Consider the following 24,682-nt stretch of genomic DNA (forward strand, 5'->3'; position numbering starts at 1 on the left):
AGCCTGAATGGAAGTTTTTAGGTTATTATTACCCCCCTGCAAACTAAATGGAGAGGGGTTGATTACAAATTTATGTGAGGAGTAAATCCATGAATAAAAATGATCGCTATTTTGGTGTAATTCCAAAAGGTGCCAGTAGGTATAGCTGGCTTACCTTACTAAATACCTGGCTTACCTGGGCGTTAAATGGAGTTGTCTTTGCTATGGTATATCTCATAGGAGCCCCTGTGATAGAAGAATTCAACCTATCACCAGCAATTTGGGGATGGGTGATCTTTGGTTATTTGGGGATTCGGGTAATAGTTGACATTCCATTGAACATGCTTAGTGATCGCTTAGGATCCGGGTGGAAAAGAAAATATCTATGGTTTCCGATTATGATTCAATACTCTATAATCGGTACTTTGATAGCCTTTCCTAGTATAAGTGACTCACTGTGGTCTTTTATTATATTGCTTTTAGCTGTTTCCCTAGGAACCTCAGCTAGTGAATCCATCGGAGTAACTGCAACAGCTGAATGGTGGGCAAAAGAAGAACGAGGTTTTGCGGTTGGTTTACATCATACGGGTTATCCAATTGGTGCATTAGTTGGAGGTTTTTTTGCCTCATTTATTTTAAACCACTTTGGACCTGAGTCTTGGCGTTTAGTGTATTTTTCTGCACTTGCTACCTTACCATTTGCTATTTGGTACTGGTACTTATCTAGTAGTAAAAATGCTGAAGAAGTGTATAAAAATATTGATAAAAGAAACCTAACACGTCCAGTGGTTTTGGAGACAGGTCATAAACATTCATGGAGCGATTTTGTATCAGTATTAAAGATTCGCGAGGTGGTTATTACAGCCGTTTGTTTGTTTCTTTTTCAGGCTGTATACAATATGTTTCTTGTAACTTACTCGCAATATCTAATTTACGTTAAAAACTTTGCATATTCTGAGGGTGCACTCCTTACAGTAGTTTCAGCAATTACAGGAGCATTCTTCCAATTCGTGGTTCCATCCATTTCGGATCGTATTGGGAGGAAGTGGATTATAGTCGGTATAGCAGTTTGGCAAGCTGCAATTTTATCACTTTTGCCTATTGCGTCTTCTTTCTTCACTATAGCGCTGGTTCAGTTACTATTTGGGTTCTCTTTATTTTCAGCGTTTTCAACACTCCTAGCTACCGCGGCAGACACGGCTCCAAACAATAAGACTGGAGCGGTGATGGGGTTTGCTTTCGCTATGACGTGGTTAGGAGCTGCAAGTGGATCCCTATTATCAGGATATGTATTGGAGCTTTTTGGAGGGTTTCACTCTGCTACCGCTTATCATATTATATTCTATATTATGGTTGCCTTATGTATTTTTGCTGGTGTTTTAAGAATGTTTGGGCGAGAGACAATACCACGTAAGTACGACGCTAACAAAAATGAAACTATAACTAGTACGTACGAAACTGCTAGTACGTTCAAAGTTGAGGGATAGGGCATTACAAATGGAGCATTGGGACAAGGCATGGCAATGGCAGAGACACACTTGGCTGCAACATACAAAAAGAAAAGATGCGGAATAATTAACCATTTTATGTATTCAATTTGCGGAGATGGCGATTTAATGGGGGGGTTCGTCGGAGGAGGCATCCTTGACTGGACATTTAGGATTAGGAAAACTCATTGTTCTGTATGATTCCAATGGTATTTCTCTAGATGGTGACCTTAAGTTTGTCTTTAGCGAAAGTGTTACGAAACGCTTTGAATCTTATGGTTGGCAATATTTACATGTCGAGGATGGGACGCAGAGCTGCCCCTGTATACAACTGAATCACCTAAAATGGTGACGCGAGAATCCTCCGGAGCCGCCTTAATGCTATTGCTAAGAATTTACCTAACCTTTTTGGCGGTTAGGCAGATTTAGACTCCTCTAATAATACGACACTGAAAGGATTCCCTATTTTTGATCGTAACTGTTATGCTGGAAGGAACGTCTGGTTTGTAGTGCCGCTTTAAATGGACTTTCCTCCTGGAGGAGTAAAATATCTGTAGAATTGTTTTTTGTTTTCAAAAAAGTAAAGTGATAGAATTCGCATTCTCGTTATTTTTTTAAAAGGTATATATTGGGGTATTCAAGCAGCGATTCCACATATGAAAAATCAAAAATCATGTGTCATTTTAAATACAGCTTCTATCAAAGCAATTCGTCCACGTCCAGGTAATAGTATGTATTCAGCATCTAAAGCAGCGACTGTAAATTTGACGATATCACTTGCACTTGAATTAGCTGAGTATGGTATACGTGTAGTAGGTATTAATCCTGTAGCTACAGCTACACCAATGCTTAAAGAGTTCATAGGGAAAGATACAGAATTTAATACTGGAAAAGAAAAATATGAAGCTAGCATTCCTTTGGGGAAAGTAGCTAAGCCAGAGGATATCGCGAATGCTGCCTCATTTTTAGTTTCTAATGACGCTGCAATGGTAACAGGGAGCTTTATAGATGTAGTAGATGGAGGGAGAGGCATTTAAAAAATATTATAAATGTCGATATAATTCATGTGATTTTAACTATATCTTTATCGTCAATGAGATTATATCGACTTATTTCTTTTAAATACTATCAATACACTTAACTTAGGGGGAAACAATATGGATAATTATAAAATGTTAATTAACGGAAATTATGTTGATAGCTTTTCTAAAGAAACTATTTTTTCTGTAAACCCAGGTACAAAAAAATCTGTGGCCACAGTTCCAAGAGGCGTAAAGGAGGACATTAATGCAGCTGTTCAGGCTGCGAGAACGGCTTTTGAGACTAGTGGATGGAGGGAAATTCCACCTGCTGATCGATCACGTCTTCTTTATAAAATTTCTTCTTTAATTTTAGAGAACAAAGAGGAACTAGTTCGGTTAGAAACAAGTGATACAGGAAAGCCACTTACACAAGCTCAGGGTGATGTTGATGTTGCTGCTAGGTATTTTGAATATTATGCAGGCGTTGCTGATAAAATTCTAGGCGAAACAGTTCCTATACGTAATGATATTTTAAATTATACTGTTCGTGAACCTCTCGGTGTCACTGGACATATCGTGCCTTGGAATTATCCATTACAAATGACCGCACGCAGTCTTTCGGCTTCATTGGCTGCGGGGAATACAGCTGTTATCAAACCAGCTGAAGATACTCCTTTAAGCGCTTTAAAACTCGCTGAATTATGTGAACAATCTGGTATTCCGAAAGGAGTGGTAAATGTTGTGACGGGATACGGTAATGAAGCCGGTTCTAGTCTAGCTGGTCATTCTGATGTAAACCATATTACGTTTACAGGTTCAGTTGTTACTGGAACAGCAGTAATGCAATTGGCTGCTACTAATATTACTCCTGTAACCTTAGAATTAGGTGGAAAGTCACCTAATATCGTTTTTGCTGATGCTAACTTAGAAGATGCTGCACAATGGGTAGTGCGTTCAATTACTCAAAATGCAGGTCAAACATGTTCAGCTGGTTCAAGACTAATTGTAGAAGAGTCTATTCAAGATCAATTTTTAGAAATTTTAAAACAAAAAATGGAGCGATTAACTATTGGTTCAGAAAACGCGGATATTGGTCCAATTATCTCTGAAAAACAACTAGAACGAATTGAATATTATATGGAAATCGCTAATGAGGAAAATGCCAATATGCTTTGCGGAGGAAAAAGATACTTAAATAATAATGGTTTTTTCTTTGAACCGACAATTATTAACAATCTACCAAAAGAAAGTAGATTATTTTATGAAGAGATTTTTGGACCTGTACTTGTTGTTTTACCTTTTAAAACATCTTCAGAAGCACTGAGTATCGCCAACGGAACCGAGTATGGTCTTGTAACTGGTATATGGACTTCCGATATTAATAAAGCACATTGGTTAGCATCACGAGTAAACTCTGGACAAGTATTCATTAACAATTATGGAGCAGCTGGCGGTGTAGAAATGACCTTTGGAGGTTACAAAAAAAGTGGTTTTGGTAGAGAAAAAGGATTAGAAGCATTGAAATATTATACACAAGTTAAAAATGTTGCACTTAAATTTACTATAGATTAAGCAAATCTAGTTAATGCAATTTCCCCCGGAGTTGTACACACAAAAATGTGGGATCAAATTGACAGTGAAAGAGCAGATATATACGGTCTCAAAAAAGGGGATGCTATTCATTCAATCACACCAACTAACCCAAAAGGTCGTGCAGGAAAATTGAGTGAAATTGCTGGATTAGTATTTTATTTAGTAAGTGAAGGAAATTATGTGAACGGACAGTCGATTAATATTTGTGGAGGATTACAACTTAATTAAAGAAAAGAGGAGGTTATAAGTATGTAAGCGGCAAATAAAATACACATAGGAATAAAAGGTCATCCGTGCGATGATCTTCTTAGAAATTAATTCGGGAGGTTATGCGATGACTTTAAAAGACAAAAGGACTGGAATCAAATGATTGACGTTAATTTAACAGGTATGTTTTTAACGGTTCAATCTGTTTACCAGCATATGATAGAAAGACAGAGTGGAAAAATCGTTTGTATTGGTTCGGTTGCCGGGAAAATAGGCGGGGTTATAGCAGGTGCGGGCTATGTAGCTTCTAAAGGAGGAGTACATAGTTTTATAAAAGTCATTGCGAAGGAAGCAGCCCCAAGGGGATGTATATCAATAGAATTGCCCCTGGGCCAACTAATAGTGATATGTCAGATGGAATATCAATATCCTATCAGCGTGAAACGATACCTTTGCAGAGATTAGGAGGCCCAGATGATATCGCTGAAGCTGTTTTTTTCTATCATCGCAAGCTTCAAACTTTGTCACGGGACAAATTCTTAATGTTAACGGCGATATCTTAATGGAGTAATTTTCTTAGTGTTAACAGTTGATTTAACTTTTTATGAGGAAGGCTCAGGTAGTTCAGTGAGTCTGAATCACAATTATCAGCCTCGTGAGAATGTACTACTTAAAGGGGGGTATAAAACTATGTTGGGAATACTTTTAGGATTAATTGTCTTACTCATTTTATCATATAAAGGATGGTCTATTATATGGGTAGCTCCGATAGCGGCCGGGGTTGTAGCATTGACCGGTGGTTTAGATTTATTAGATACTTACAGAGATACCTATATGGGCGGATTTGTAGATTTTGCAGAACAATGGTTCCCGGTATTTATGCTAGGAGCGATTTTTGCAAAATTAATGGAAATAACAGGAATGGCAAGAACAGTAGCTGTGGCCCTTATTAACTTATTTGGCGCTAAAAGAGCCATTCTAGGTATTTTACTATCCACAGTTATCTTGACTTATGGCGGAGTCAGTTCATTTGTAGTTGTTTTTGCTGTGTACCCACTGGCATTAGAATTATTTCGTGAAGGTAATCTCCCTCGTCGGTTAATTCCCCCAACCATTGCGTTAGGGGCATTCACGTTTACAGCTGGAGCTCTACCTGGAAATCCGCAAATTAATAACCTGATCCCTATGGATTATTTTAATACAACTGCAATGGCGGCACCGCTAATGGGTTCTATTACTGGGCTTTTTATCGGTGGAACGGGATATTTTTACCTGTGCTGGAGAGAGAAATCACTTACCCAAAAAGGGGAAACTTTTACAGAACCTAAAGATAAAAAAATACTAAGTGATGAGGATGGAAAACCACCAAGTTTCATAGTCTCCATCATACCTATGTTAGTGGTGCTCATCATGCTTAATCTGCTAGGTCAGGATATTATAATTGCTTTAGTTTTAGGAATAACTTCTATAGTGCTGTTAAGTGTCTTCCATTGGAAAAAATTCATCTCCGCAATGAATGAGGGGGCTAGCGGGTCTGTTTTAGCTATTATAAATACCAGTGCAGCGGTAGGGTTTGGTGCAGTTGTTCAAGCCGTTCCATCATTTAGCCAAATAGTCGACTTTTTTACTGGAATGAAAGGAAACCCTTTAATTTCTGAGGCAATTTCTATTAATATTCTGACAGGTGTTACGGGATCTGGATCAGGAGGGCTAGAAATCGCACTAAATGCGCTAGGGGAAAACTTTTATCAAATTGCCTTAAATACAGGTATATCACCCGAAGCTTTTCACCGCGTAGCTTCCCTCTCTAGTACTGGAATGGACGCAATGCCTCATAACGGTGCTGTGATAACAGTACTGATTGTTACAGGGTTTACACATAAAGAAGCATATAAAGATATTTTTGTAGTTGCCGTAGTCATACCAATTTTGGGGATTGCCGTAGCTATTTTATTAGCTAGTATGGGGATTATTTAATGTACTGAAATAAATTTAATGCGACTTGAAAATAAACGAGAATTCATTGCTTTGAGGGTGCGATAATTATATGAATAAAAGATATGGAACAAAAAATGCAGAACTGAAAAAAAGATAATAGGAACAGAGGGTGATAATCAATGAAAGCTTTATTTAAAGTAAGTTCGGGTCCGGGAAACTTGGAACTGTTGGATGTTCCTGAACCAGAATGTAAAGCCGTTACAATAAAAATACAAGTCAGATACGCGGGAATTTGCGGGGCAGATCTTCATATTTCTCACGATACATTTCCGCATACTTCTCCTGTAATCCTTTGGCACGAATTTTCAGAAGTTGTTACAGAAGTAGGAAAACAAATAACAAAGGTAAAGCCAGAAGTCTTCCCAAATTTGTTCCATCAGAATCACTTCCAAGTCTGTTTTTACTAACAGTATGGTCAATACCGTCAGGACTTAATACTTTAATGGTTTGATCAAACTTTTTTATAAAGCTACACCTACTTTGCACCGACTAAGAGGTTGCTTTAGCAACGGTCTTAGCAGGATCGATGCCTGCTTTTTCCAGGAAATGGTGATCTCTTCACCATTTCCACCATGCGAAAAAAGATATAGTAAGAGCTGTATCTTCAATCATTTTCATTATTATTCTGGATATCCAGTGGTAAACATTTCAATATTGTTATTGCTCAATCTGGTATCTATTAGCGTTTCAGTAAATTCTTTTTCATTTTCAACATATAACCTATGAATTTCTTGTTCACCGAACTTATTTTCATAGGTTAATACATAACTGCCTACTCCGTAGAATTTATTGGATTTCATATCTTTAATAGTCATTATTTATATACCTCCTGAATTATTTAATTATCGTTTTACCTTTTACCAATTTTTGCTATACTTTTTTATATCACCATTTACTTTGAATATAAATCTCTAGTTTCCCCCTGCACGAATTACCTGTGGGTTTAAAATAAAGTTAAACCGTTTATAAAAAAGATCCACTGTTTAAAACAAGGTTGCACTGTTAAAAAGAAAAATGATCAAAATATATACGATTACTGTTGATATATCAATGATTCATTATAAAAAGTGATTATTTTTTGAAAAATGAATAGATTACCCTTATCTAATAAATGCGTTTTGATCAATCTTTTTTATAAGATGGAAATCAGTACATAGTGTAGAATCAATAGAGTTTCAGTTAAACTTTTTTATAAAAAATGTATACTAACTCACAAGAGGAGAATCCATTTTGATCAATCTTTTTTTCAAAACGGATTCTTTTTATTTTCCGTAAAATGGGTTTCAGCGGAATACTTTTGATCAAACTTTAGTTTAAAGCTACACTGTAACACCCCTTAAAATAATCTTATCTTAAGGGGTGTTTTTCGTGGCAAAAAGAAACGTGCATTTAAAATATAAAAATGGATTCAGGAGGGGTGAGGAAGTGGGAGAGGTTTGGAATATATACCTTGGTTAACCATTCAAAATGTCTCTTCTAAAGGACGCTCGACAAGATTAAAAGGCATTAAAATGACTAGACAGCATGAATTTTTATCTGGTATGGAACGGAATTACTTTTATGTGTTGGAATATTCCAATCGCGTTATTGATATAAGGGAGCACTTTCCTTTATTAGTGGATTTAAAATAATTTCAACCGTTAAAACAAAGTTGCACTGTTAAAAATGAAATTTGAGCAAAATATCAATGATTCATTATAAAAAGAAATGTGTCATGGCTTGTAAAATCAACTAGCGAGGTAAAAATATTGGAAACCAAACAATTGATTACTATTAATAAAAATCGGGAGACGAAGCTTTTTACTTTTTAAATGGATGGAAACAGGTTATGATAGACAATTCATAATAAAAGTACTTCTTTAATTATAGATAGAATGAGGTAGGTATGAATGACGGCTCAAACTTATAATAGAAATACAATTGTTGTCTTGTTATTGGCCGGGGCATTTATTGCTATCTTAAATCAGACGACAATGATTACAGCAATCCCGCCGATTATGAAAGAAATGAATATCAGTGCCAATACAGCCCAGTGGTTAACAACCGTTTTTATGCTTGTCAATGGCGTGATGATTCCCATTACAGCGTTCTTAATTGAACGCTTTTCAACACGGCAGCTCTATATCACCGCCATGAGCATTTTTGCCTTTGGCATATTGATTGCTGGGATTGCGCCAAATTTTAGTGTTCTTTTACTTGGCCGGGTTATTCAGTCAGTTGGCGCAGGAATCATGATGCCGCTGATGCAAACTGTCTTTTTATTAATTTACCCTGTTCATAAGCGAGGCGCGGCAATGGGGTTGGTGGGTCTAGTTATTCAATTTGCCCCAGCTATAGGGCCCGCCCTGTCCGGTTGGTTGATCAGTGCTTATTCCTGGCGTGTTATGTTTTTCGTTATTTTACCTATTGCCTTATTGCTTATTGGCATTGCAACAAGAGCCATGAAAAATGTTACAGAACTGACGCGTCCGAAAGTCGATATCTTATCTATTATTCTATCCTCGTTTGGTTTCGGAGGATTGCTGTATGGCTTCACCTGTGCAGGAAATTTAGGCTGGGGAAATTCCATAACCATTTTCACCTTAGCAATAGGTGTGATTGCTTTGGTTCTGTTTATTGTAAGGCAACTGAGACTTGACCATCCGATGCTAGAATTTAGAGTATTTAAATATTTCATTTTCACATTGACGACCGGCATTGGGATGCTCGCATTTGTTGGGCTTATTGGGATCGAAACATTGATCCCGCTTTATATGCAAAATATGCGGGGCTTTACGGCGATGGAGTCCGGATTGGCCATTTTACCTGGAGCGCTTGTCATGGGTTTGATGTCCCCGATTACAGGGCGTATTTTTGATAAAATTGGCGCCAAGTGGTTGGCGATTACAGGATTAATCATCATGGCGCTCACGACATTGCCATTTGTAAGCTTAACGAATTCTACTTCATTTGCTTATCTCGCCATCTATTATTCGATTCGGATGTTTGGACTGTCGATGGTGATGATGCCCGTGACAACGGCTGGATTAAATCAATTACCCAAACGGTTAATCGCGCATGGAACAGCGATGAATAATACCATGCGCCAGGTCTCTGCATCGATTGGGACGGCGATTCTTGTGACGGTCATGACCACAACGGGAGAGGGGGCGAAGCAAGACCCAACGATCTCAAACCCGATGATTCATGGCGTGAATGTCGCTTTTATAGTAATCACCGTGCTTTCCATTGTTGGGGTTATATTAGCCTTTTTTATAAAGAAAACGTACCCTCCAGAGGAAGCAGAAAAATCAGTGGGTACAAAAGAACCGATAAGAAGTTAAACTTTACTTTACTCGATTTTTTCAACAAGGTATTCTTCGCTGCTAATAGGAGTTGAATCAGTGCGATTTTTGAAGAACAACGGTTGGAACCGATAAAATCCTATTTTGAAGATTCCATAAGGAAAAGAATATCTAAAGTCGATAAGCAAATTAAAGAAGATTGCGGAACCGCAAGCATTGTTGATTTGAAATATAGTTTACTCGTTCGTAAAAAAATCAATCGTTTACCCCCTTTGATATTTTTGTCTAAAGGGGTGTTTTATGGTTTTGTTACATGTACAAACAAGTTTATTGTTGAGTCATTTATAGGTAGGTAAAAAATGAAGTATGCATAGTAGTTGTTTATTGAAAACTAGATCTGATGAAAATAGTCGAAATCTGAAGGTATAAATTTTATGGAATATTAACGCCGAGTTCTTACGTAGCCTTCTGCATAATCTTGAAAGGTTTTTTTGGTGTCTTTAATAACTTCTTTAATAAATCTTTTCATTTTCTTTTCCCTCCTTGTTTTCTGTATATATACATTATCTTATATAACGTGCTTTTCATCAATGTCAGTGAAAACGAAAACAATTGGTGTGAAAACGGGAACAAGAGGGAAGAAAGCGGTTATTTCTCTTACAGGCTTAAATGTTCGCTGTTTATCTTGAATTATCTTTATTTATAGGGGGAATCTAGTACTAAGGAAAAGTGTCCTTCGCTATACTCTCCCATATTGAAGGTGGGCAGTCATGGTGATATTTACTAAAAAGAATATACTATATTTTTTAAATTCTATTGTATTAATATACATTAAAAGTTATAATTATTATAATTCATTTAATTTTAGGAGAGAGTGCTATGGAAAGAAAAAATATTATTATTATAGGTGCGGCGGGAAGAGACTTTCACAACTTTAATACATATTATCGTGATAATGAAGCATATAAAGTTGTTGCTTTTACAGCAGCACAAATTCCAGATATCGATGGACGTAAATATCCAAGTGAATTAGCAGGTAAACTATATCCTGAGGGGATTCCCATTTATTCACAAGATCAATTACCAGGGTTGATTAAAGATTTACAGGTGGATGAATGTGTTTTTGCGTATAGTGATATTCGTTACGAAGATGTAATGGGAATAGGTGCGATCGTGAATGCAGCGGGGGCTAATTTCACATTGTTAGGTCCAAACAGTACGATGTTAGAAAGTAAGAAGCCCGTCATTTCTGTTTGTGCAGTAAGAACCGGGACTGGAAAAAGTCAAACGTCACGAAAAATTATCGAAACGCTGCTGGAGCACGATTTAAAAGTCATTGCAGTAAGACATCCGATGCCTTACGGTGATTTAAATGCACAACGTGTTCAACGCTTTGCGACAGTTGAGGATTTAAAGCAACATAATTGTACGATCGAAGAAATGGAAGAATATGAACCACATGTGGAACGAGGAAATATTGTGTATGCGGGCGTCGATTATGCAGCTATTTTGGAAGCAGCTGAAAATGACCCAGATGGCTGTGATGTTATATTATGGGATGGAGGGAACAATGATTTTTCTTTTTACGAGCCTGATTTAGCTGTTACTGTCTTGGACCCACATCGCCCAGGTCATGAGCTGAAATACTATCCTGGCGAAGTGTGTTTAAGAACAACTGATGTGGCTATCATTAACAAGGTCGATAGCGCAACAGAGGAAGCGATTCAAATCGTGGAAAATAATATAAGATTCGCAAGTCCAAATAGCACAATTATTAAAGCTGAATCAACGATTACAGTTGATCATCCAGAGCGAATTGTTGGAAAACGCGTGTTAGTCGTTGAAGATGGTCCGACATTGACACATGGAGAGATGAAACTTGGCGCAGGAACAGTTGCGGCGGAACGTTTGGGTGCGAAGGAAACCATTGATCCGCGTCCATTTGCAGTAGGTACACTAGTCGAAACGTTAAACAAATACCAACATATTGGGAATGTCCTGCCGGCGATGGGATACGGCGAACAGCAATTGAAAGATCTTGAAGAATCGATTAATAAGTCTGATTGTGATGCAGTGATTATTGGGACACCAATCGATTTAACCCGCGTCATTTCGATTAATAAACCATGTACACGTGTACACTATGATTTAGATGAAATTGGCGAACCGAACTTAAGCGATATATTAAAAGGCTTTATCCAAGAACATAAGCTTGTGTGATAAAGCTTTGGTACCACCAAAACTATCGCGACGCAGTTGAAAGACTGCAAATGATCAATTAACTGATTCCCTGTGTTCCCAAGATATTGTTCGAAACATAAAGCCAGTCTTATATATCATGGGTTCGATTTGCGTATTTTAACGGGGCGATCAAGGTATGGGATGCGATTCTCATATTTTTTCTATTTTTTTTGAGCACTCAGGGTTTGGTTTATTTAATCAATTATTATCAAATCATAACTTGTGTTTATTTACTCAGTATTTAGACGCTTTTGGCTCTCTTTTTTCACGTATAGCTCAATTCCTTAAATAATTATTTTAATATTGTTGAAATGGAAACAAAAATTCGATATAATATGATTGATGTACCAAAGCGTGGGAGGACAGGCCATGAACAAACAAGAACAGCTTATAATGAATGTCAGGGACTTATTTAACAAGATGGCTTGGATTAATAAGTTTAAGATGGAAGATAGTCTTAAGGGGTATAAGCCTTCTGAAGTACATTGTATCGAAACCATTGGAAAAAATGTCGATACCAATGTGACAAAACTTGCGGAGTCCCTTTATATGACTAGAGGTGCCATCAGTAAATTAACGAAAAAGCTTATAAAAAAGGAACTTATCGAAAGTTACCAGAAACCGGATAACAAGAAAGAAATTTATTTTAGGCTTACTGAGCAAGGGAAAGAAATTTTTAGAATTCATGAGGAACTGCACAAAGCGTTTCAAGAACGGGATAAAGTCGTATTTGAGCAAATAACCGAGGAACAATTTGATAATATGCTTAGCTTCGTCGAAAAGTATAGCAGGCATTTGGATGCAGAAATAAAAAAACAAGGTATCACTATTAATTAAATCAGAAAAGATTTGAATAATGAAATCACAGGCAGCCCAACTCATTATAAAGGGCTGCCTTTTTTATCATTATTATTTTGTTGACAGGGAACCAAAATAATGTTAAGTTTTGTTGACGAAGAAACAAAATGATAATTTCTAAGGGGAGAATAATATGTCAAAAGATAAAGTAAAAGAACCTGGATTACCAAGAGAAATTCTTGCGGCAGTCTGGAATCCAAGTGAAATCGACCAAAGTAAGATGCCCAATTCAAAAATGTTCTCTTATGAAAGGAGCTTGACCCATGTCTGAAAAAACAATACATGTTCCCATTCTGATTGTGGGAGGCGGTCTTGTCGGGCTATCCACTGCATTATTCTTATCACAACAGCATGTTCCCTACCAACTCATCGAACGCCATCAAAAAACATCCATTCATCCGAAAGCTAGTGGTTTTAATCTTCGTACGATGGAGCTATATCGTGGTCTTGGTTTAAATGAGAAAATTCGCGAAGCCGGTGCGCAATTAGCGAAAAGCTTCGGCTGGTACACTGCCAATACTTTAATGGAAGCTGATCTTGATCGGACAAAGATTGATATGCCGAAAGATCCGAAAGCAATGGCGAAAACAGCTTCGTTAAGCGAGAATTTAAGTCCGGTTGATTTTACTCGCTGTACACAGGATCAGGCTGAACCGATTTTGCTTGAAGCCGCTCGCGAGCGCGGTGGTGAATTGAATTTTCATACGGAACTTATTGATTTTGAGCAAAATGATCAAAACGTGATCGCGACTGTACGCAATCGCACAACCGGTATTGAAGAAAAGATCGTGGCTGAATACATGGTTGCGGCTGATGGCGTGAAAGGTCCCGTTCGACAAATGTTGGACATTCCGGTAACAACCAAGCAATTGTACGGTCATATCATCAATATTTATTTCGAAGCTGATCTCAGTGAATTTGTGAGCGGTCGCGAATTCATGGGCTGTAATATCACACATCCGGACGCGGCCGGTGCACTGTTGGCAATCAATAATCGTGATCGTTGGTGTTACCATGTTTCCTATGATCCCGAAGCGGGGGAAATGCCCGATGAATTTTCGCATGAGCGTTGTCACAACATCATTCAAAAGGCGATTGGCTTTCCTGATCTTGAGGTTCATATTATAAGCGTATTACCATGGGAAGCAGCGGGACGGGTTGCTGATCGCTTTCAAAAAGGGCGTGTCTTCCTGGCAGGAGACGCAGCACACGAAATGCCGCCCACCGGAGGTTACGGGGCAAATACAGGGGTGCAAGATGCCCATAATCTTGCCTGGAAACTGGCTGCAGTCGTAAACAAGCAAGCCGGGGCAGGACTGCCGGAAACCTATGATGCCGAACGCCGTCCTGTTGCGCATATGACCGTGGCACAAGCCGGACAAATCGCCGATACGGGGAAAGTCTCCCCTATCAAAAATAAAGGAGTGAAGGCCGCATCTGTCCATGAGCATCTTCATGCAACGGTTGGCTATTATTATGCTTCTCAAGCGGTTATTGAATCAGATACCAATCATCCACCGCTCGATCATTTTGAACTGAATGGGCGCCCAGGTACACGTGCTCCGCATGTATGGGGAGAACATCAGGGTAAACACTTGTCCACGCTTGATTTGTTCGGCTTAGGATTCGTATTATTAACAGGGCCAGAAGCAAAAGGTTGGTACGATGCGGCTAGAGAAATATCTGAACAATTTGGTGTGAAGGTCAATGTTTACCGTATCGGACCGGATGGTGATTTCATCGATAAAGAGAATAACTGGCAGAAAGCCTATCAAGCGACTTCGGAAAGCGTCATTCTTATTCGTCCGGATGGTTTTGTATGCTGGCGTACCGATAGGAGAGTCATACAACCTGAATTGATTTTACAGAAAGTTTTTTCCCAGATCCTTGACTTGGCATAAAGTGGGGGAATGCGTGAAACGAAGGGTGTACAAAAGGATTTTTTTGTACACCCTCTTTTTATGTTTGTCGTTCTTATCGCGTATTATCCATCACGATTCCAATTTTTTCATAAGGCATAAACGTAATATGTGCAGAATAGCCGTCAATGTTTCCTCGATGGTGTAGCATATCATAACCACGGTATGGTTCTATAAACCACCCAAGACCGTAAGTTTATAAAATAACTATTGACCTGTAAGGTAAAACAAATTATAATAAAATTGACCTTAAAGGTAAATAAAATATAAATAAAGGTGATTACTGTGCTTCCAAAAATTTTGAACCTAGAACCCAAAAGAAAAGATGTTATTTTAAATGCAGCATTAAAGGAATTTGCAACGAAGGGCTTTGACGATGCATCGACAAATGTTATTGCAAAAGAGTCTGGGATTTCAAAGGGGTTATTGTTCCACTATGTAAATAGCAAAAAAGATCTTTTTCTTTTCCTTTATGATTACTGCGCTGACCTGATTAACAAAGAATATCTTGAATTAATGAATTTTAACGAACGAGATATTTTTGAAAAATTGCGTCAATCGTACCTTCTTCAAATTGATCTACTGAAAAAGCATTCTTGGATTTTTGAATTTATTAAACTTACTGCTACTACAAAGTCTGATGAGATCAATAAGGAGCTGGAAGGAAGGATTAATGAGAAGCTATTATTATGTCACGAGACTATGTTTGATAAGGTTGATGAATCTAAATTCAAAAAAGAACTGGACATTGAAAAAGGCAAGCAACTTATTTTTTGGTCGAATACTGGTTTTACCAATCAGATACTAGAGGATATTAGAAACTTAGAAAATACTGAATTGGATTATGACCATATTCTTGCAGAACTTGATGGTTACCTTAATGAACTCAAGAAAGTATTTTATAAATAGAGGTTTTTTGGGGTACTATCCACTCTGATGCCAGCGCATAAGAAAAATAACGAATGGAGGTTTATTCGAACAAATGTTTAAAAAGTGGCCAGATTCGATACGTGAACCGTTGCTTGACTATCATCTCAGGGCATTATCGAAAATGATTACGGAAAAGAAAAACTTGAACACCGAACTCTATAATGAAGTCCGTAAAGGAGGAGACATACCGGATATCCCATTGATCGTGTTTACAGCGATGGGGGTCGACCCATTTACTACGCTGATCACGAGTCAATTATTTCTGCGCGAGACTACTGACCCATTCAATAATATTAAAAAAACAATTTATACAAAATTAGCCAATTCAGTTCCGCGTGGGGAGCATCGCATACTCAAAAATGCTGGGCATGCCACGATCCACACGGATTGTCCAGACGAAGTGGTCGAAGCAATCTGGAACTTAATCGACTTGCATAAAAAGTAAGAGGAAATTTTTAAAAAGAAAATGGAAATCCTCAACTAAAACGGACAGGAGATCGTGGAATGATATGGATCGACAATTATTAGTTCGTAAGTTTGATAAGCAGGCAAAAAAATACAAGAAAAGACAAGAAAACGGTCATGCTAATAAGTTCCGTCAACGAATTTTCCATGAAGCAAAGGGAAAGGTTTTGGAAGTTGCCATTGGTTCTGGACTTAATTTCCCCTTCTACAGTAGAGATATTGAATTGACAGGATTGGATTTTAGTCATGAAATGTTGAAAGCAGCACAAAATGCAGCAAAAGATTATCCTTTTAAAACGACACTTATACAAGAAGATGTTGAAACGGTTGAATTTAACGAAAACAGCTTTGATACGATCGTCTCTTCTGCCAGTTTATGCGCCTATCAAGAACCTGTCACCGTTCTAAATAGCTTTCAAAAGTGGTGTAAACCAGAAGGAAAGATACTTATGATGGAGCACGGCATTAGTACAAATAAACTTTTGGCAGGGATGCAAAAATCCTTGGATCCTTTGGCACTGAAAGTTGTAGGATGTCATCAGAACAGAGATATCTCTGATATTGTTAAAAGGTCTGATTTAACACTTGTTAGGGAGGAGCGTTACTTGGCAGGTTATTTATATTTGATATGGGCTAAATCATAAGCTTTCCCTTAATCTTAAAAACACCTATATAATCATGAAAAGTTGCTGCTTTAAATTGTGGTTTGTTCTATTAACTGGCGGGATAGTCGAACAAGGGTATGCCAGAATAGGACCAGATTGTGGAGGAAATACCCTTTACCTTACTTCCTTCTTTAAGTAAAGTATAACAAATATATTTAGATCCTTTAGGAGGTTGAAATGAGTGAGTAGTTCCCAAAATAACATGAAACTTATCAATCCAAATGGATGTGATAATGCTCCAAGGAAACAAGTAGTCATTGATTTTACAGTAGCTATATTAAAGTTACAAAATGAAATCATTAAGGAATATGCAGATGAATCAATTATATTTTATCAATTAAAAGATAATACAAAAATAGAAGGTCTATCTTCATTAATTACTACCTTGCAGGATGAAAATAAAAACATTATTGACTGCCTTGAAATTTACCAAGTGATAACTCACGGGAAATTCGCTTCAATAAATGGTGTGATTTCATTAGCAAATGATACAAAAATAGACTTCTACGATGTATATACGTTTACTAATAATTCAAGGTCTGGAAAAGTAAAGGAAATAAAATCATATAGACTATAGCCTTAAAATTAAAAGTTCCAATGTTCCACAATACGATTGGTCAGATTATTAAGGATATGGGTCTGAATTAATAGTGGGAACCGTACCATAAGTAAATGATGTTTTGTTATTTGAATGCCAGATGTACATGTTGCATGAATACTTGTTTTTCACGCTTGCAATGGATTATTTTTTTGTTCAAACATTCCCATGCCGCCATTTAGCTCTTTATTTTCTAACAACAGGAATCCACATTTCACCAAAAACGAAACCGTCCCGCTGCCCCATCTCAACTGTTGTATTTGGCCCGCCAACATAGGCAAAATCCTTTGCTTCTGGCAAGACTTGACCAAAGGCGACGCCAGTAAGCTTATTACTCAACTCCCCAGCCGTCGTGTCTTCCCCTTTAACAACGAGGTATTCCCCCTTAGGAAATTGGATAACCCTGGATTCTTCTGGTACCGATTCCTCTGTCATGACGCCAGCATAATGCATCATCTTGTTATTCACCGCTTCGTTCACGGCAAAAATGTAGCCGTTTGTGGCGATGGCTTTTAAATTGTCAAGCCTTCCATCTTCTTCAACAGCCTTCCAAAAGTCTGCCTTTTCCTTGTTTATGCCAGCAAAGTCTGTGTAATCGCTCTTAAGCTCAGTTCCTATACCTAAAACGGTAAAGCTTTCTTTTTCTTCTAGCATATAATGTGCCATATGCAAAACCTTCCTTCGTTTTAATTTAATCAAATGATTTGTCTTTTCACTTGCTAGGTTTATAATAACCTTAAATCATGTCAAAAAATGATACTGTTTAGGAGGTCCCCATGAAAAAGGTTGAACGGATTAATACCATCATGCGTTATATCAACAACCGCGCCCACTTTACAATTTCTGAACTCATGCGAGAATTTAACATATCTCGTTCAACAGCTATTAGAGATATTAGAGAAATTGAAGCGATGGGGATGCCACTTGTCGCTGAAGTTGGACGGGATGGAGGCTATTTTGTCATGAATAACGCTGTCCTGCCCACTGTTCGTTTTACCGATAATGAGATTAAAGCGCTTTTTATTGCTTTTATGGCCACAAAAAATCAACAACTTCCCTATTTAAAAAGTCGTCAGTCTTTAGGTGAAAAATTACTTAGCCTCATCTCAGAAAATCAGCAAGATGACCTAGTTCTTTTAAATCAAATCTTGCTTTTTGAAGGGACCAACCCCAATAATCCCGACCTACTGGAGCTTTCAGACCTCCCCCATCCCATGTTAGAAAAACTTATCCAAATCCTGATTTTGGATCGCTATTTATTGATTACCATCAAAGAAGAGAAGGTAATAAATTCTTATCCAATTTACCTCTTACACCTTTATCATGAAAAAAGCTTTTGGCTGATTGAAGGCTTTGACTTAAAGGAAGAAAAGAAGAAGACTTTTCCTGTCGACCATCTCATTAATGTAAAACTTTACCCGACGAAAAAAAGATTAAGTAGGAAAAAGATCTTAGAAAAAGGTAGTAAGCAGGAAGAAGTAATCAACCTTGTCCTTGAACTTGGTCCAAAAGCGATTGCCCAGTTCAAAAAATACCACCCTTTAAAAGTTTCAATATCCTATACTAATCCCTACCAAACCACAGCTATTCTAAAGACTTTTATCAATGTTAATAAGTCAGAAGAATTGACTGAATTAACAAATTGGCTACTTTTTTTAGGTGAGGATATCAGGGTCAGGGAAGTGCCGGAAGAAGTCTTAGAAGGTTTACAAGGGAGATTATACTTATACTTTCCATAGTAAGCCCGAATTATAAAAATAAGTACAACCCTTTCCGATACACATTACAAATAGTCTAATAAAAGGTTTTTATCAACTAATAACGTAAATAGAAATGATCAAACTTTTTTATGAAAATCCAACTTAAATCTGCTGGAAAGGAATGCGTTTTGACCAATCTTTATTTCAAACTTACAATTGTTGTGGCTTTGAAATAAAGTTTAACTGTTTGTAAGAAAAGTTGTACCGTTTTACCCCTTTGGATACTTGTGTCTAAAGGGGTATTTTTCCCTTTGGTTAGTAATAAAGGTAAGTACAACTATTCTATAACTGTTTAATCTTGACACACATATTAAAAAATATTAATATGATAACAGTATAACATATTAGAAATACCTAATGTGATTAACAGGAGGACAATGCATGTTAAAAGTTGATATGGACACAAAGGTAAAGTTCCTACATGGATTTTCACATAAAACACGAATTCAAATACTCGAATGTATAAAAAACAATGAAAAAACTGTAACACAAATAATTGAGGATATAAGATCCAGCCAATCGAGCATTTCACAACACCTAGCTTGTTTAAAGGGCTGTGGCCTTGTTGTGGGAAGACAAGAAGGGAAATATGTGTATTACAGCTTGCGGAATCAAAAAGTACGCGAATTATTGACAATGTTTGATGATGTCCTTGAAGATGTGGAAAACGATGTTGCATGTTGTGAAAATCATATAAGTTAGGGTGTTGTTATTATGTCAGATAAATGTTGCAGTTCAAATGAAAATGGGCATTTAAATACCCAAGATAATAAAGGCTGTTGCAGTAATCAACCAGAAAAGGTAGAATCCCCAAATAGGAAAGAAACCGATAGTTGTTGTAGCAGTAATGTTGAAAAACCTTCAAGTAGCAACAATACTTCTGCTATTGGTGAAAAGATAGAATATCGAGTACATGGAATGGATTGTCCTTCTTGTGCTTTAACCATAGAAAAAGGATTAAGTAGGTTAAAAGATATTCAAGAGGCAAAAGTAAATTACAATACTGCAAAACTGCAAGTGGTCGGTAAAGGTAGTTCTTCGTTTGAGCAAGTAGAAAATGAAGTTCAAAAGCTTGGGTTTAAGGCTGAACCAATCCAACAAAACAACAGTGTCAGGACATATGATGTTGAAGGAATGGACTGTGGCAGTTGTGCCATAAGTATTGAAAATCATTTAAATACCATTCCGGCTGTTAATAACGTCAGTGTAAACTTTTCAACTGGAAAAATGAAAGTGGAACACGAAAATAGTGTGGATGAAATTGTTTCAGAAGTGTCTAAAATAGGTTACAAAGCTTCTTTGCATACAAACAGTAAATCTGAGGAAACGAAAAAAAACAAAGAGGGCTATGGATTAATTACCCTCTCAGGTATTTTAATTGCGCTTGGTTTTATAGGTTCTTATAATGGGATTTCGCCATTAATGACAATCATTTTGTATGCCATTGCTCTCGTTATAAGTGGCTATAAGCCTGTAAAGAGTGCTTATTATGCTATCAAAAGTCGTTCGCTGGATATGAATGTTCTAATGTCAGCCGCAGCAATCGGGGCAGCAGTAATTGGAGAATGGTTTGAAGGTGCAACAGTAGTATGGCTATTTGCCTTAGGCACTGCACTTCAGAATAGGTCGATGGAACAAACAAGGAAATCCATCCGAAATCTAATAGACTTAGCGCCATCAGAAGCTTGGATTAAAGTTGGGTTAGAATTAGTTAAAAAGCCGGTAGATAACGTTTCGGTTGGTGAAATTGTAGTTATTAAACCCGGTGATCGAATCCCATTAGACGGTGAAATCATCCAAGGTGATACGAGTGTTAATCAGGCACCTATAACTGGCGAATCAATTCCTGTCGATAAGATAATCGGAGACACAGTGTATGCAGGAACAATTAATGAAAGTGGTTCAATTGAAATCAGAGTAACAAAGTTAGTCGAGGATACGAGCCTTTCAAAAATTATTCATTTGGTTGAAGAAGCACAGGAACAAAAGGCACCTACACAAGCGTTTATCGATAAGTTTGCAAGTATTTATACGCCTATCGTATTTGTTTTAGCTCTGGTTGTCATTGTTTTGCCACCACTTTTGGGTTTTGGAACATGGGGAGAATGGGCTTATAAAGGACTTGCGTTATTAGTTGTTGCTTGTCCTTGTGCATTGGTTATTTCTACTCCTGTTGCGATTGTATCTGCTATCGGAAATGCTGCAAAAAATGGCATTTTAATAAAAGGTGGTACGTTCCTAGAGAGAGCAGGTGCTATCAAAGCTATTGCATTTGATAAAACAGGTACATTAACGGAAGGAAAGCCAAAGGTTTCCGATATCAAGGCATTAACCACCTCAGAAGAAGCATTAATTTCTATCGCATTAACATTAGAAGATTATTCAACACATCCGATAGCTAAAACAATTGTTGCATATGCAAAAGAAAAGGGAGCTCCGGCTAAAAACGGAGAGTTATTCAAAAATATAGTCGGTAAAGGTGTTCAGGCAACGATCGGTGGAGAAATTCATTATGCTGGTAATGTAAAATTGTTTGAAGAAATGAATATAACTTTGGGTAATGTTAAGACCGAAGTAGATGAGATACAAAGTCAAGGAAAAACGGTAGTGATCATAGGTACACATCAAGAAATAATGGGTATTATCTCTGTTTCTGATACCATTCGAACAACTACTGTGAAGGCATTGAATGGATTGAAACAAGTGGGTGTAGAACAACTTGTCATGTTAACTGGTGATAATGAAGGTACCGCAAAAATGATTTCAAACGAAACAAATGTGAATCGATATTTTGCTGAACTATTGCCGGAAGATAAAGTAGATGCGGTTAAACAATTACAAAAAGAGGGACACAAAGTAGCCATGGTTGGTGATGGTATAAATGATGCCCCAGCACTTGCCACATCTGATTTAGGGATTGCTATGGGTGGCGCAGGAACAGATACAGCAATGGAAACTGCAGATATCGTTTTAATGGCAGATAACCTAGAAAAGTTGCCACATACAATTAAACTAAGCAGAAAAGCATTAGCAATTATCAAACAAAATATCTGGTTTTCCTTGATTGTAAAGTTTATTGCGTTAGTTCTTATATTCCCAGGGTGGCTTACCCTTTGGATGGCTGTATTGAGTGATACAGGGGCCGCTATCATCGTAATTTTGAATGCACTACGACTTTTAAAAGTCAAAGGTTAATTCTAAACATAATGTTCAATCAACCTGATTGAACATTATGTTTACCGAGTTTCTCTAGGTCGCAGGAATACTATAGATATTTCCTTGCTTGGAAAAGAAATTACTTCATTTCCTTTTAGATTTTAACTTACACACTTTATTTATAAGGAACGTATTTTAGTTGAGTGCAACCATGAATAGCAAAGGTTGCACTTAGTTTGCCATCCTAGATTTTGATGAAGCCGATTTTTACATGTTATTTTCTATTCCAAAAACGTTGCTGGGCAATGGCGGAGACAAATTCTTCCCCAAAGTTAGGATTGTTTGAGCTGAAAATGACCCCGGGTGAATTACTTACACCTAGCGCTTGGAAATAAGGCCGTGCAGTTGTTGCAACACCAATTGGTTTGTAATGTTCGTATGCCACTCTTATGAATGTATTGATGTCAGACTTGAATTTTGCTTCGTTTTTAGGGTTCCCGCCAACTACATAAAGGGAATCAAGTAGATAAGGACTTGTTGTAAGAAATGTTTCGTCAACTTTGAGTTCTGTGCCATCCGTACCAGTGACAGTACCAAGCGTTTCACTTACGATAACAACAAAAACGCCATATTGTTGTAATAAGTTAAGCACCTTGGTTACCTCATTACCATTAAAACCATCACCAATCAGTATACCTACTTTTTGTGTATAAGCATACTTAGGTGTATTGGACTGGCTAAGAGAAGGGTAACTTGTAGAAACAGGAACATTGGAACCACTTGGGCGATCAACACCAACATTATCAGCCACAATATTAGCCATTTCTTTATCAACATTGACAAGTATATCAACAACTTGCTGACGAACAGATTCGCTCTTTACACTACCAACTTGATAGCTTAATCCCTCGATAGTATGCTGCTTTTCCACAGGGGTCAAACTATTCCAAAATATCCTCGGTTGCGAAAAGTAATCCTTAAACGATTCGCTCCTAGCTCTAATTTTGTAGCCATCTACTTTGCCAGGATAATCTTTGTACCCGCCTTCTTCTGGTGGGACCGTGTATGGCGTGTTATCTCCTAGCGAGTTTTTATGATAGTTTACTTTGTCAACATCGATTCGTTGTCGCATAGCCCCTCGTCGTTGGTTATTATGAAAAGGGCATATTGGCTGATTAATTGGTAACTCAGTGTAATTCGAGCTACCGAGTCGATGTTGTTGTGTATCTCGATACGCCAGTAATCTTCCCTGCAAAACAGGGTCATTAGAAAAATCAATTCCTGGAACGACATTTGCGGGATTAAATGCAACCTGTTCAGACTCCGTAAAGTAATTATCAATATTTCTATTTAATGTCAACTTACCAATCATTTCAACTGGAACGAGCTCTTCTGGCCAAAACTTTGCAGGATCTAGCACATCAAAGTCGTATTTAAATTCATCCTCCATCGAAATCAGCTGGACGCCTAGCTCGTATTCGGGAAAAGCACCTTTATCAATGGCCTCCCTTAGATCCCTTCTGTGAAAGTCGGGATCGAGTCCCCCGATTTTTAGTGACTCATCCTGCATTAGTGAATGGACACCAAGAACAGGCTTCCAAACATACCTCACAAAGGTTGCTACATCTTGATCGTTAACAAATAGATACGTATTAATGGACCATGATTCCATCATTCGATAGCTTCTTAAAATACCACGATCAGACATGATCCACAGTACCATATGGAGTGCTTCATCGTTATTGGCCACATAATCCCAAAAGCGGTCGTGTGCCCCGGAAGCTGTTGGTATATCATCTGCTTGCTTCGCTTGGTACGCATGCATCGCATCCGGAAACTTCATCGCGTCTTGATTAATTAACACAGGCATTGCAATCGTTGTTAAATCAACATTTCCTTCTTCTGTATAAAGCTTAACCCCCTTACACCGTAAATCTCTTGCTGTATCATAGGATCCTTTAGCTCCCTGTACAGTAGAAAAACGAACAGTTATTGGCGTCTTTTTACCCGCTTCCTGTAAGAATCCAGCTTTTGTCACCTGTTTCATGGACTGATAACATTCAAACTCACCATATGCACTGTATCCCCTTGCATGAACCACTCTTTCTGGTATCTCCTCATGGACAAAATGTGACATCTTTTCTAAAAACTCATAGTCTTGACGTAATGAAGGACCACGCACACCCGCTTTTAATTGATCCTGATCTTGTGATCTTTTTTTTCCTTCCTGCGTTGTCATTGGTTTTCCGAAGTCCGATATACGGTGACGATCCAATTGCTCTTGTTTCTTATTTTTATTATCTGGATTTTGGTTTCTTGATGACTTCTCATCCATGATGTATGCACCCACCCTATGATATAAGATTTTAATTCCATTTATATGTTTATGCAGTTTTTCTAAACCTAGAACAGACCTTATTTAGGATGTCAGCTTTGAACTAGGAAAGGCCACAAACTGATAAGAAAGGTTACATAGTTTGTACGATAGTCCTAATAATAAAGATGTCAAAGTTAACTGTT

Annotated in this window: 21 protein-coding genes and 3 pseudogenes; 21 read left to right on the plus strand and 3 right to left on the minus strand. The window is 37.6% G+C overall.

Features of this window, described 5'->3' with window-relative positions; translation table 11 throughout:
• Positions 1-89: 89 nt before the first annotated feature.
• The 8 genes and pseudogenes from JOC34_RS08925 (at position 90) to JOC34_RS08960 (ending at position 6,693) form a co-directional block, all read left to right on the plus strand.
• Complete coding sequence (locus tag JOC34_RS08925) at positions 90-1,466, plus strand: MFS transporter (RefSeq protein ID WP_205136417.1); 1,377 nt, start codon at positions 90-92, stop codon at positions 1,464-1,466.
• Between the two features lie 6 nt (positions 1,467-1,472).
• A pseudogene (locus JOC34_RS22230) lies at positions 1,473-1,773 on the plus strand (transketolase); the annotation flags it as partial.
• A 301-nt stretch (positions 1,774-2,074) separates the two neighbouring features.
• Positions 2,075-2,503, plus strand: a complete 429-nt coding sequence (locus tag JOC34_RS08935) for an SDR family oxidoreductase (protein ID WP_338062664.1) — start codon at positions 2,075-2,077, stop codon at positions 2,501-2,503.
• Positions 2,504-2,623: 120 nt separating this feature from the next.
• The gene (locus JOC34_RS08940) at positions 2,624-4,060 is read left to right on the plus strand and encodes an aldehyde dehydrogenase family protein (RefSeq protein WP_205136418.1); all 1,437 of its coding nucleotides are present in this window, start codon (positions 2,624-2,626) and stop codon (positions 4,058-4,060) included.
• Positions 4,061-4,078: 18 nt separating this feature from the next.
• Positions 4,079-4,309 carry a Rossmann-fold NAD(P)-binding domain-containing protein gene (locus JOC34_RS08945; RefSeq protein ID WP_338062665.1) on the plus strand — a complete coding sequence of 77 codons (231 nt, stop codon included), beginning with the start codon at positions 4,079-4,081 and terminating at the stop codon, positions 4,307-4,309.
• 132 nt (positions 4,310-4,441) lie between these two features.
• A pseudogene (locus JOC34_RS08950) lies at positions 4,442-4,753 on the plus strand (SDR family NAD(P)-dependent oxidoreductase); the annotation flags it as partial.
• Between the two features lie 225 nt (positions 4,754-4,978).
• The gene (locus tag JOC34_RS08955) at positions 4,979-6,265 is read left to right on the plus strand and encodes a GntP family permease (protein WP_205136819.1); all 1,287 of its coding nucleotides are present in this window, start codon (positions 4,979-4,981) and stop codon (positions 6,263-6,265) included.
• A gap of 140 nt (positions 6,266-6,405) precedes the next feature.
• The gene (locus tag JOC34_RS08960) at positions 6,406-6,693 is read left to right on the plus strand and encodes an alcohol dehydrogenase catalytic domain-containing protein (protein ID WP_205136421.1); all 288 of its coding nucleotides are present in this window, start codon (positions 6,406-6,408) and stop codon (positions 6,691-6,693) included.
• 213 nt (positions 6,694-6,906) lie between these two features.
• Here the strand turns inward: JOC34_RS08960 and JOC34_RS08965 are convergent, their stop codons facing one another.
• A complete protein-coding gene (locus JOC34_RS08965; protein ID WP_205136422.1) occupies positions 6,907-7,101 on the minus strand; it encodes a hypothetical protein in 195 nt (64 codons plus the stop codon).
• A 591-nt stretch (positions 7,102-7,692) separates the two neighbouring features.
• Between JOC34_RS08965 and JOC34_RS08970 the strand changes: the two are divergent.
• The 10 genes and pseudogenes from JOC34_RS08970 to JOC34_RS09015 form a co-directional block, all read left to right on the plus strand.
• Positions 7,693-7,902: pseudogene (locus JOC34_RS08970) on the plus strand (TnsA endonuclease N-terminal domain-containing protein); the annotation flags it as partial.
• Between the two features lie 273 nt (positions 7,903-8,175).
• On the plus strand, positions 8,176-9,609 hold the full coding sequence (locus JOC34_RS08975) for a DHA2 family efflux MFS transporter permease subunit (RefSeq protein WP_205136423.1): 1,434 nt from the start codon (positions 8,176-8,178) through the stop codon (positions 9,607-9,609).
• Positions 9,610-10,449: 840 nt separating this feature from the next.
• Positions 10,450-11,790 carry a cyclic 2,3-diphosphoglycerate synthase gene (locus JOC34_RS08980; protein ID WP_205136424.1) on the plus strand — a complete coding sequence of 447 codons (1,341 nt, stop codon included), beginning with the start codon at positions 10,450-10,452 and terminating at the stop codon, positions 11,788-11,790.
• Between the two features lie 390 nt (positions 11,791-12,180).
• Positions 12,181-12,648: a MarR family transcriptional regulator gene (locus JOC34_RS08985; protein WP_205136425.1), complete on the plus strand. Its 468-nt coding sequence runs from the start codon at positions 12,181-12,183 to the stop codon at positions 12,646-12,648.
• 154 nt (positions 12,649-12,802) lie between these two features.
• Positions 12,803-12,940, plus strand: coding sequence for a hypothetical protein (locus JOC34_RS08990; RefSeq protein ID WP_205136426.1), 138 nt, complete (start codon positions 12,803-12,805; stop codon positions 12,938-12,940).
• Entirely contained in the window at positions 12,933-14,570 is a 1,638-nt protein-coding gene (locus JOC34_RS08995; RefSeq protein WP_205136427.1) for an FAD-dependent monooxygenase, read from the plus strand. Before JOC34_RS08990 ends, JOC34_RS08995 begins: the two co-directional genes overlap by 8 nt.
• Positions 14,571-14,873: 303 nt before the next feature.
• Positions 14,874-15,497 carry a TetR family transcriptional regulator gene (locus JOC34_RS09000; RefSeq protein ID WP_205136428.1) on the plus strand — a complete coding sequence of 208 codons (624 nt, stop codon included), beginning with the start codon at positions 14,874-14,876 and terminating at the stop codon, positions 15,495-15,497.
• Between the two features lie 73 nt (positions 15,498-15,570).
• Positions 15,571-15,963 (plus strand): hypothetical protein, encoded by a 393-nt coding sequence (locus JOC34_RS09005; RefSeq protein WP_205136429.1) that lies wholly within the window; start codon positions 15,571-15,573, stop codon positions 15,961-15,963.
• Positions 15,964-16,027: 64 nt separating this feature from the next.
• Complete coding sequence (locus JOC34_RS09010) at positions 16,028-16,627, plus strand: class I SAM-dependent methyltransferase (RefSeq protein ID WP_205136430.1); 600 nt, start codon at positions 16,028-16,030, stop codon at positions 16,625-16,627.
• 202 nt (positions 16,628-16,829) lie between these two features.
• Entirely contained in the window at positions 16,830-17,225 is a 396-nt protein-coding gene (locus JOC34_RS09015) for a hypothetical protein (protein WP_205136431.1), read from the plus strand.
• Between the two features lie 207 nt (positions 17,226-17,432).
• Here JOC34_RS09015 and JOC34_RS09020 read toward each other — a convergent pair whose 3' ends face one another.
• Positions 17,433-17,912 (minus strand): GyrI-like domain-containing protein, encoded by a 480-nt coding sequence (locus JOC34_RS09020; protein WP_205136432.1) that lies wholly within the window; start codon positions 17,910-17,912, stop codon positions 17,433-17,435.
• Between the two features lie 110 nt (positions 17,913-18,022).
• On the opposite strand from JOC34_RS09020, the gene JOC34_RS09025 reads away from it, so the two are divergent.
• The 3 genes from JOC34_RS09025 (at position 18,023) to JOC34_RS09035 (ending at position 22,201) form a co-directional block, all read left to right on the plus strand.
• The gene (locus JOC34_RS09025) at positions 18,023-18,985 is read left to right on the plus strand and encodes a helix-turn-helix transcriptional regulator (RefSeq protein WP_205136433.1); all 963 of its coding nucleotides are present in this window, start codon (positions 18,023-18,025) and stop codon (positions 18,983-18,985) included.
• A gap of 402 nt (positions 18,986-19,387) precedes the next feature.
• Entirely contained in the window at positions 19,388-19,708 is a 321-nt protein-coding gene (locus JOC34_RS09030; protein WP_205136434.1) for an ArsR/SmtB family transcription factor, read from the plus strand.
• 12 nt (positions 19,709-19,720) lie between these two features.
• Positions 19,721-22,201, plus strand: a complete 2,481-nt coding sequence (locus JOC34_RS09035; protein WP_205136435.1) for a heavy metal translocating P-type ATPase — start codon at positions 19,721-19,723, stop codon at positions 22,199-22,201.
• Between the two features lie 235 nt (positions 22,202-22,436).
• Here the strand turns inward: JOC34_RS09035 and JOC34_RS09040 are convergent, their stop codons facing one another.
• Positions 22,437-24,497 carry a catalase gene (locus JOC34_RS09040; RefSeq protein WP_205136436.1) on the minus strand — a complete coding sequence of 687 codons (2,061 nt, stop codon included), beginning with the start codon at positions 24,495-24,497 and terminating at the stop codon, positions 22,437-22,439.
• Between the last annotated feature and the right edge of the window lie 185 nt (positions 24,498-24,682).

Origin of the sequence: Virgibacillus halotolerans (genome assembly GCF_016908515.1) — a bacterium.
GTDB lineage: Bacteria > Bacillota > Bacilli > Bacillales > Amphibacillaceae > Virgibacillus_M > Virgibacillus_M halotolerans.

Excerpts from the sequence above, each read along its gene's own strand:
- JOC34_RS08925 (WP_205136417.1), top strand. The coding sequence starts at position 90 with ATGAATAAAAATGATCGCTATTTTGGTGTAATTCCAAAAGGTGCCAGT.
- JOC34_RS08940 (WP_205136418.1), top strand. The coding sequence starts at position 2,624 with ATGGATAATTATAAAATGTTAATTAACGGAAATTATGTTGATAGCTTT.
- JOC34_RS08955 (WP_205136819.1), top strand. The coding sequence starts at position 4,979 with ATGTTGGGAATACTTTTAGGATTAATTGTCTTACTCATTTTATCATAT.
- JOC34_RS08960 (WP_205136421.1), top strand. The coding sequence starts at position 6,406 with ATGAAAGCTTTATTTAAAGTAAGTTCGGGTCCGGGAAACTTGGAACTG.
- JOC34_RS08965 (WP_205136422.1), bottom strand. The coding sequence starts at position 7,101 with ATGACTATTAAAGATATGAAATCCAATAAATTCTACGGAGTAGGCAGT.
- JOC34_RS08975 (WP_205136423.1), top strand. The coding sequence starts at position 8,176 with ATGACGGCTCAAACTTATAATAGAAATACAATTGTTGTCTTGTTATTG.
- JOC34_RS08980 (WP_205136424.1), top strand. The coding sequence starts at position 10,450 with ATGGAAAGAAAAAATATTATTATTATAGGTGCGGCGGGAAGAGACTTT.
- JOC34_RS08985 (WP_205136425.1), top strand. The coding sequence starts at position 12,181 with ATGAACAAACAAGAACAGCTTATAATGAATGTCAGGGACTTATTTAAC.
- JOC34_RS08990 (WP_205136426.1), top strand. The coding sequence starts at position 12,803 with ATGTCAAAAGATAAAGTAAAAGAACCTGGATTACCAAGAGAAATTCTT.
- JOC34_RS08995 (WP_205136427.1), top strand. The coding sequence starts at position 12,933 with ATGTCTGAAAAAACAATACATGTTCCCATTCTGATTGTGGGAGGCGGT.
- JOC34_RS09005 (WP_205136429.1), top strand. The coding sequence starts at position 15,571 with ATGTTTAAAAAGTGGCCAGATTCGATACGTGAACCGTTGCTTGACTAT.
- JOC34_RS09010 (WP_205136430.1), top strand. The coding sequence starts at position 16,028 with ATGGATCGACAATTATTAGTTCGTAAGTTTGATAAGCAGGCAAAAAAA.
- JOC34_RS09020 (WP_205136432.1), bottom strand. The coding sequence starts at position 17,912 with ATGGCACATTATATGCTAGAAGAAAAAGAAAGCTTTACCGTTTTAGGT.
- JOC34_RS09025 (WP_205136433.1), top strand. The coding sequence starts at position 18,023 with ATGAAAAAGGTTGAACGGATTAATACCATCATGCGTTATATCAACAAC.
- JOC34_RS09030 (WP_205136434.1), top strand. The coding sequence starts at position 19,388 with ATGTTAAAAGTTGATATGGACACAAAGGTAAAGTTCCTACATGGATTT.
- JOC34_RS09035 (WP_205136435.1), top strand. The coding sequence starts at position 19,721 with ATGTCAGATAAATGTTGCAGTTCAAATGAAAATGGGCATTTAAATACC.
- JOC34_RS09040 (WP_205136436.1), bottom strand. The coding sequence starts at position 24,497 with ATGGATGAGAAGTCATCAAGAAACCAAAATCCAGATAATAAAAATAAG.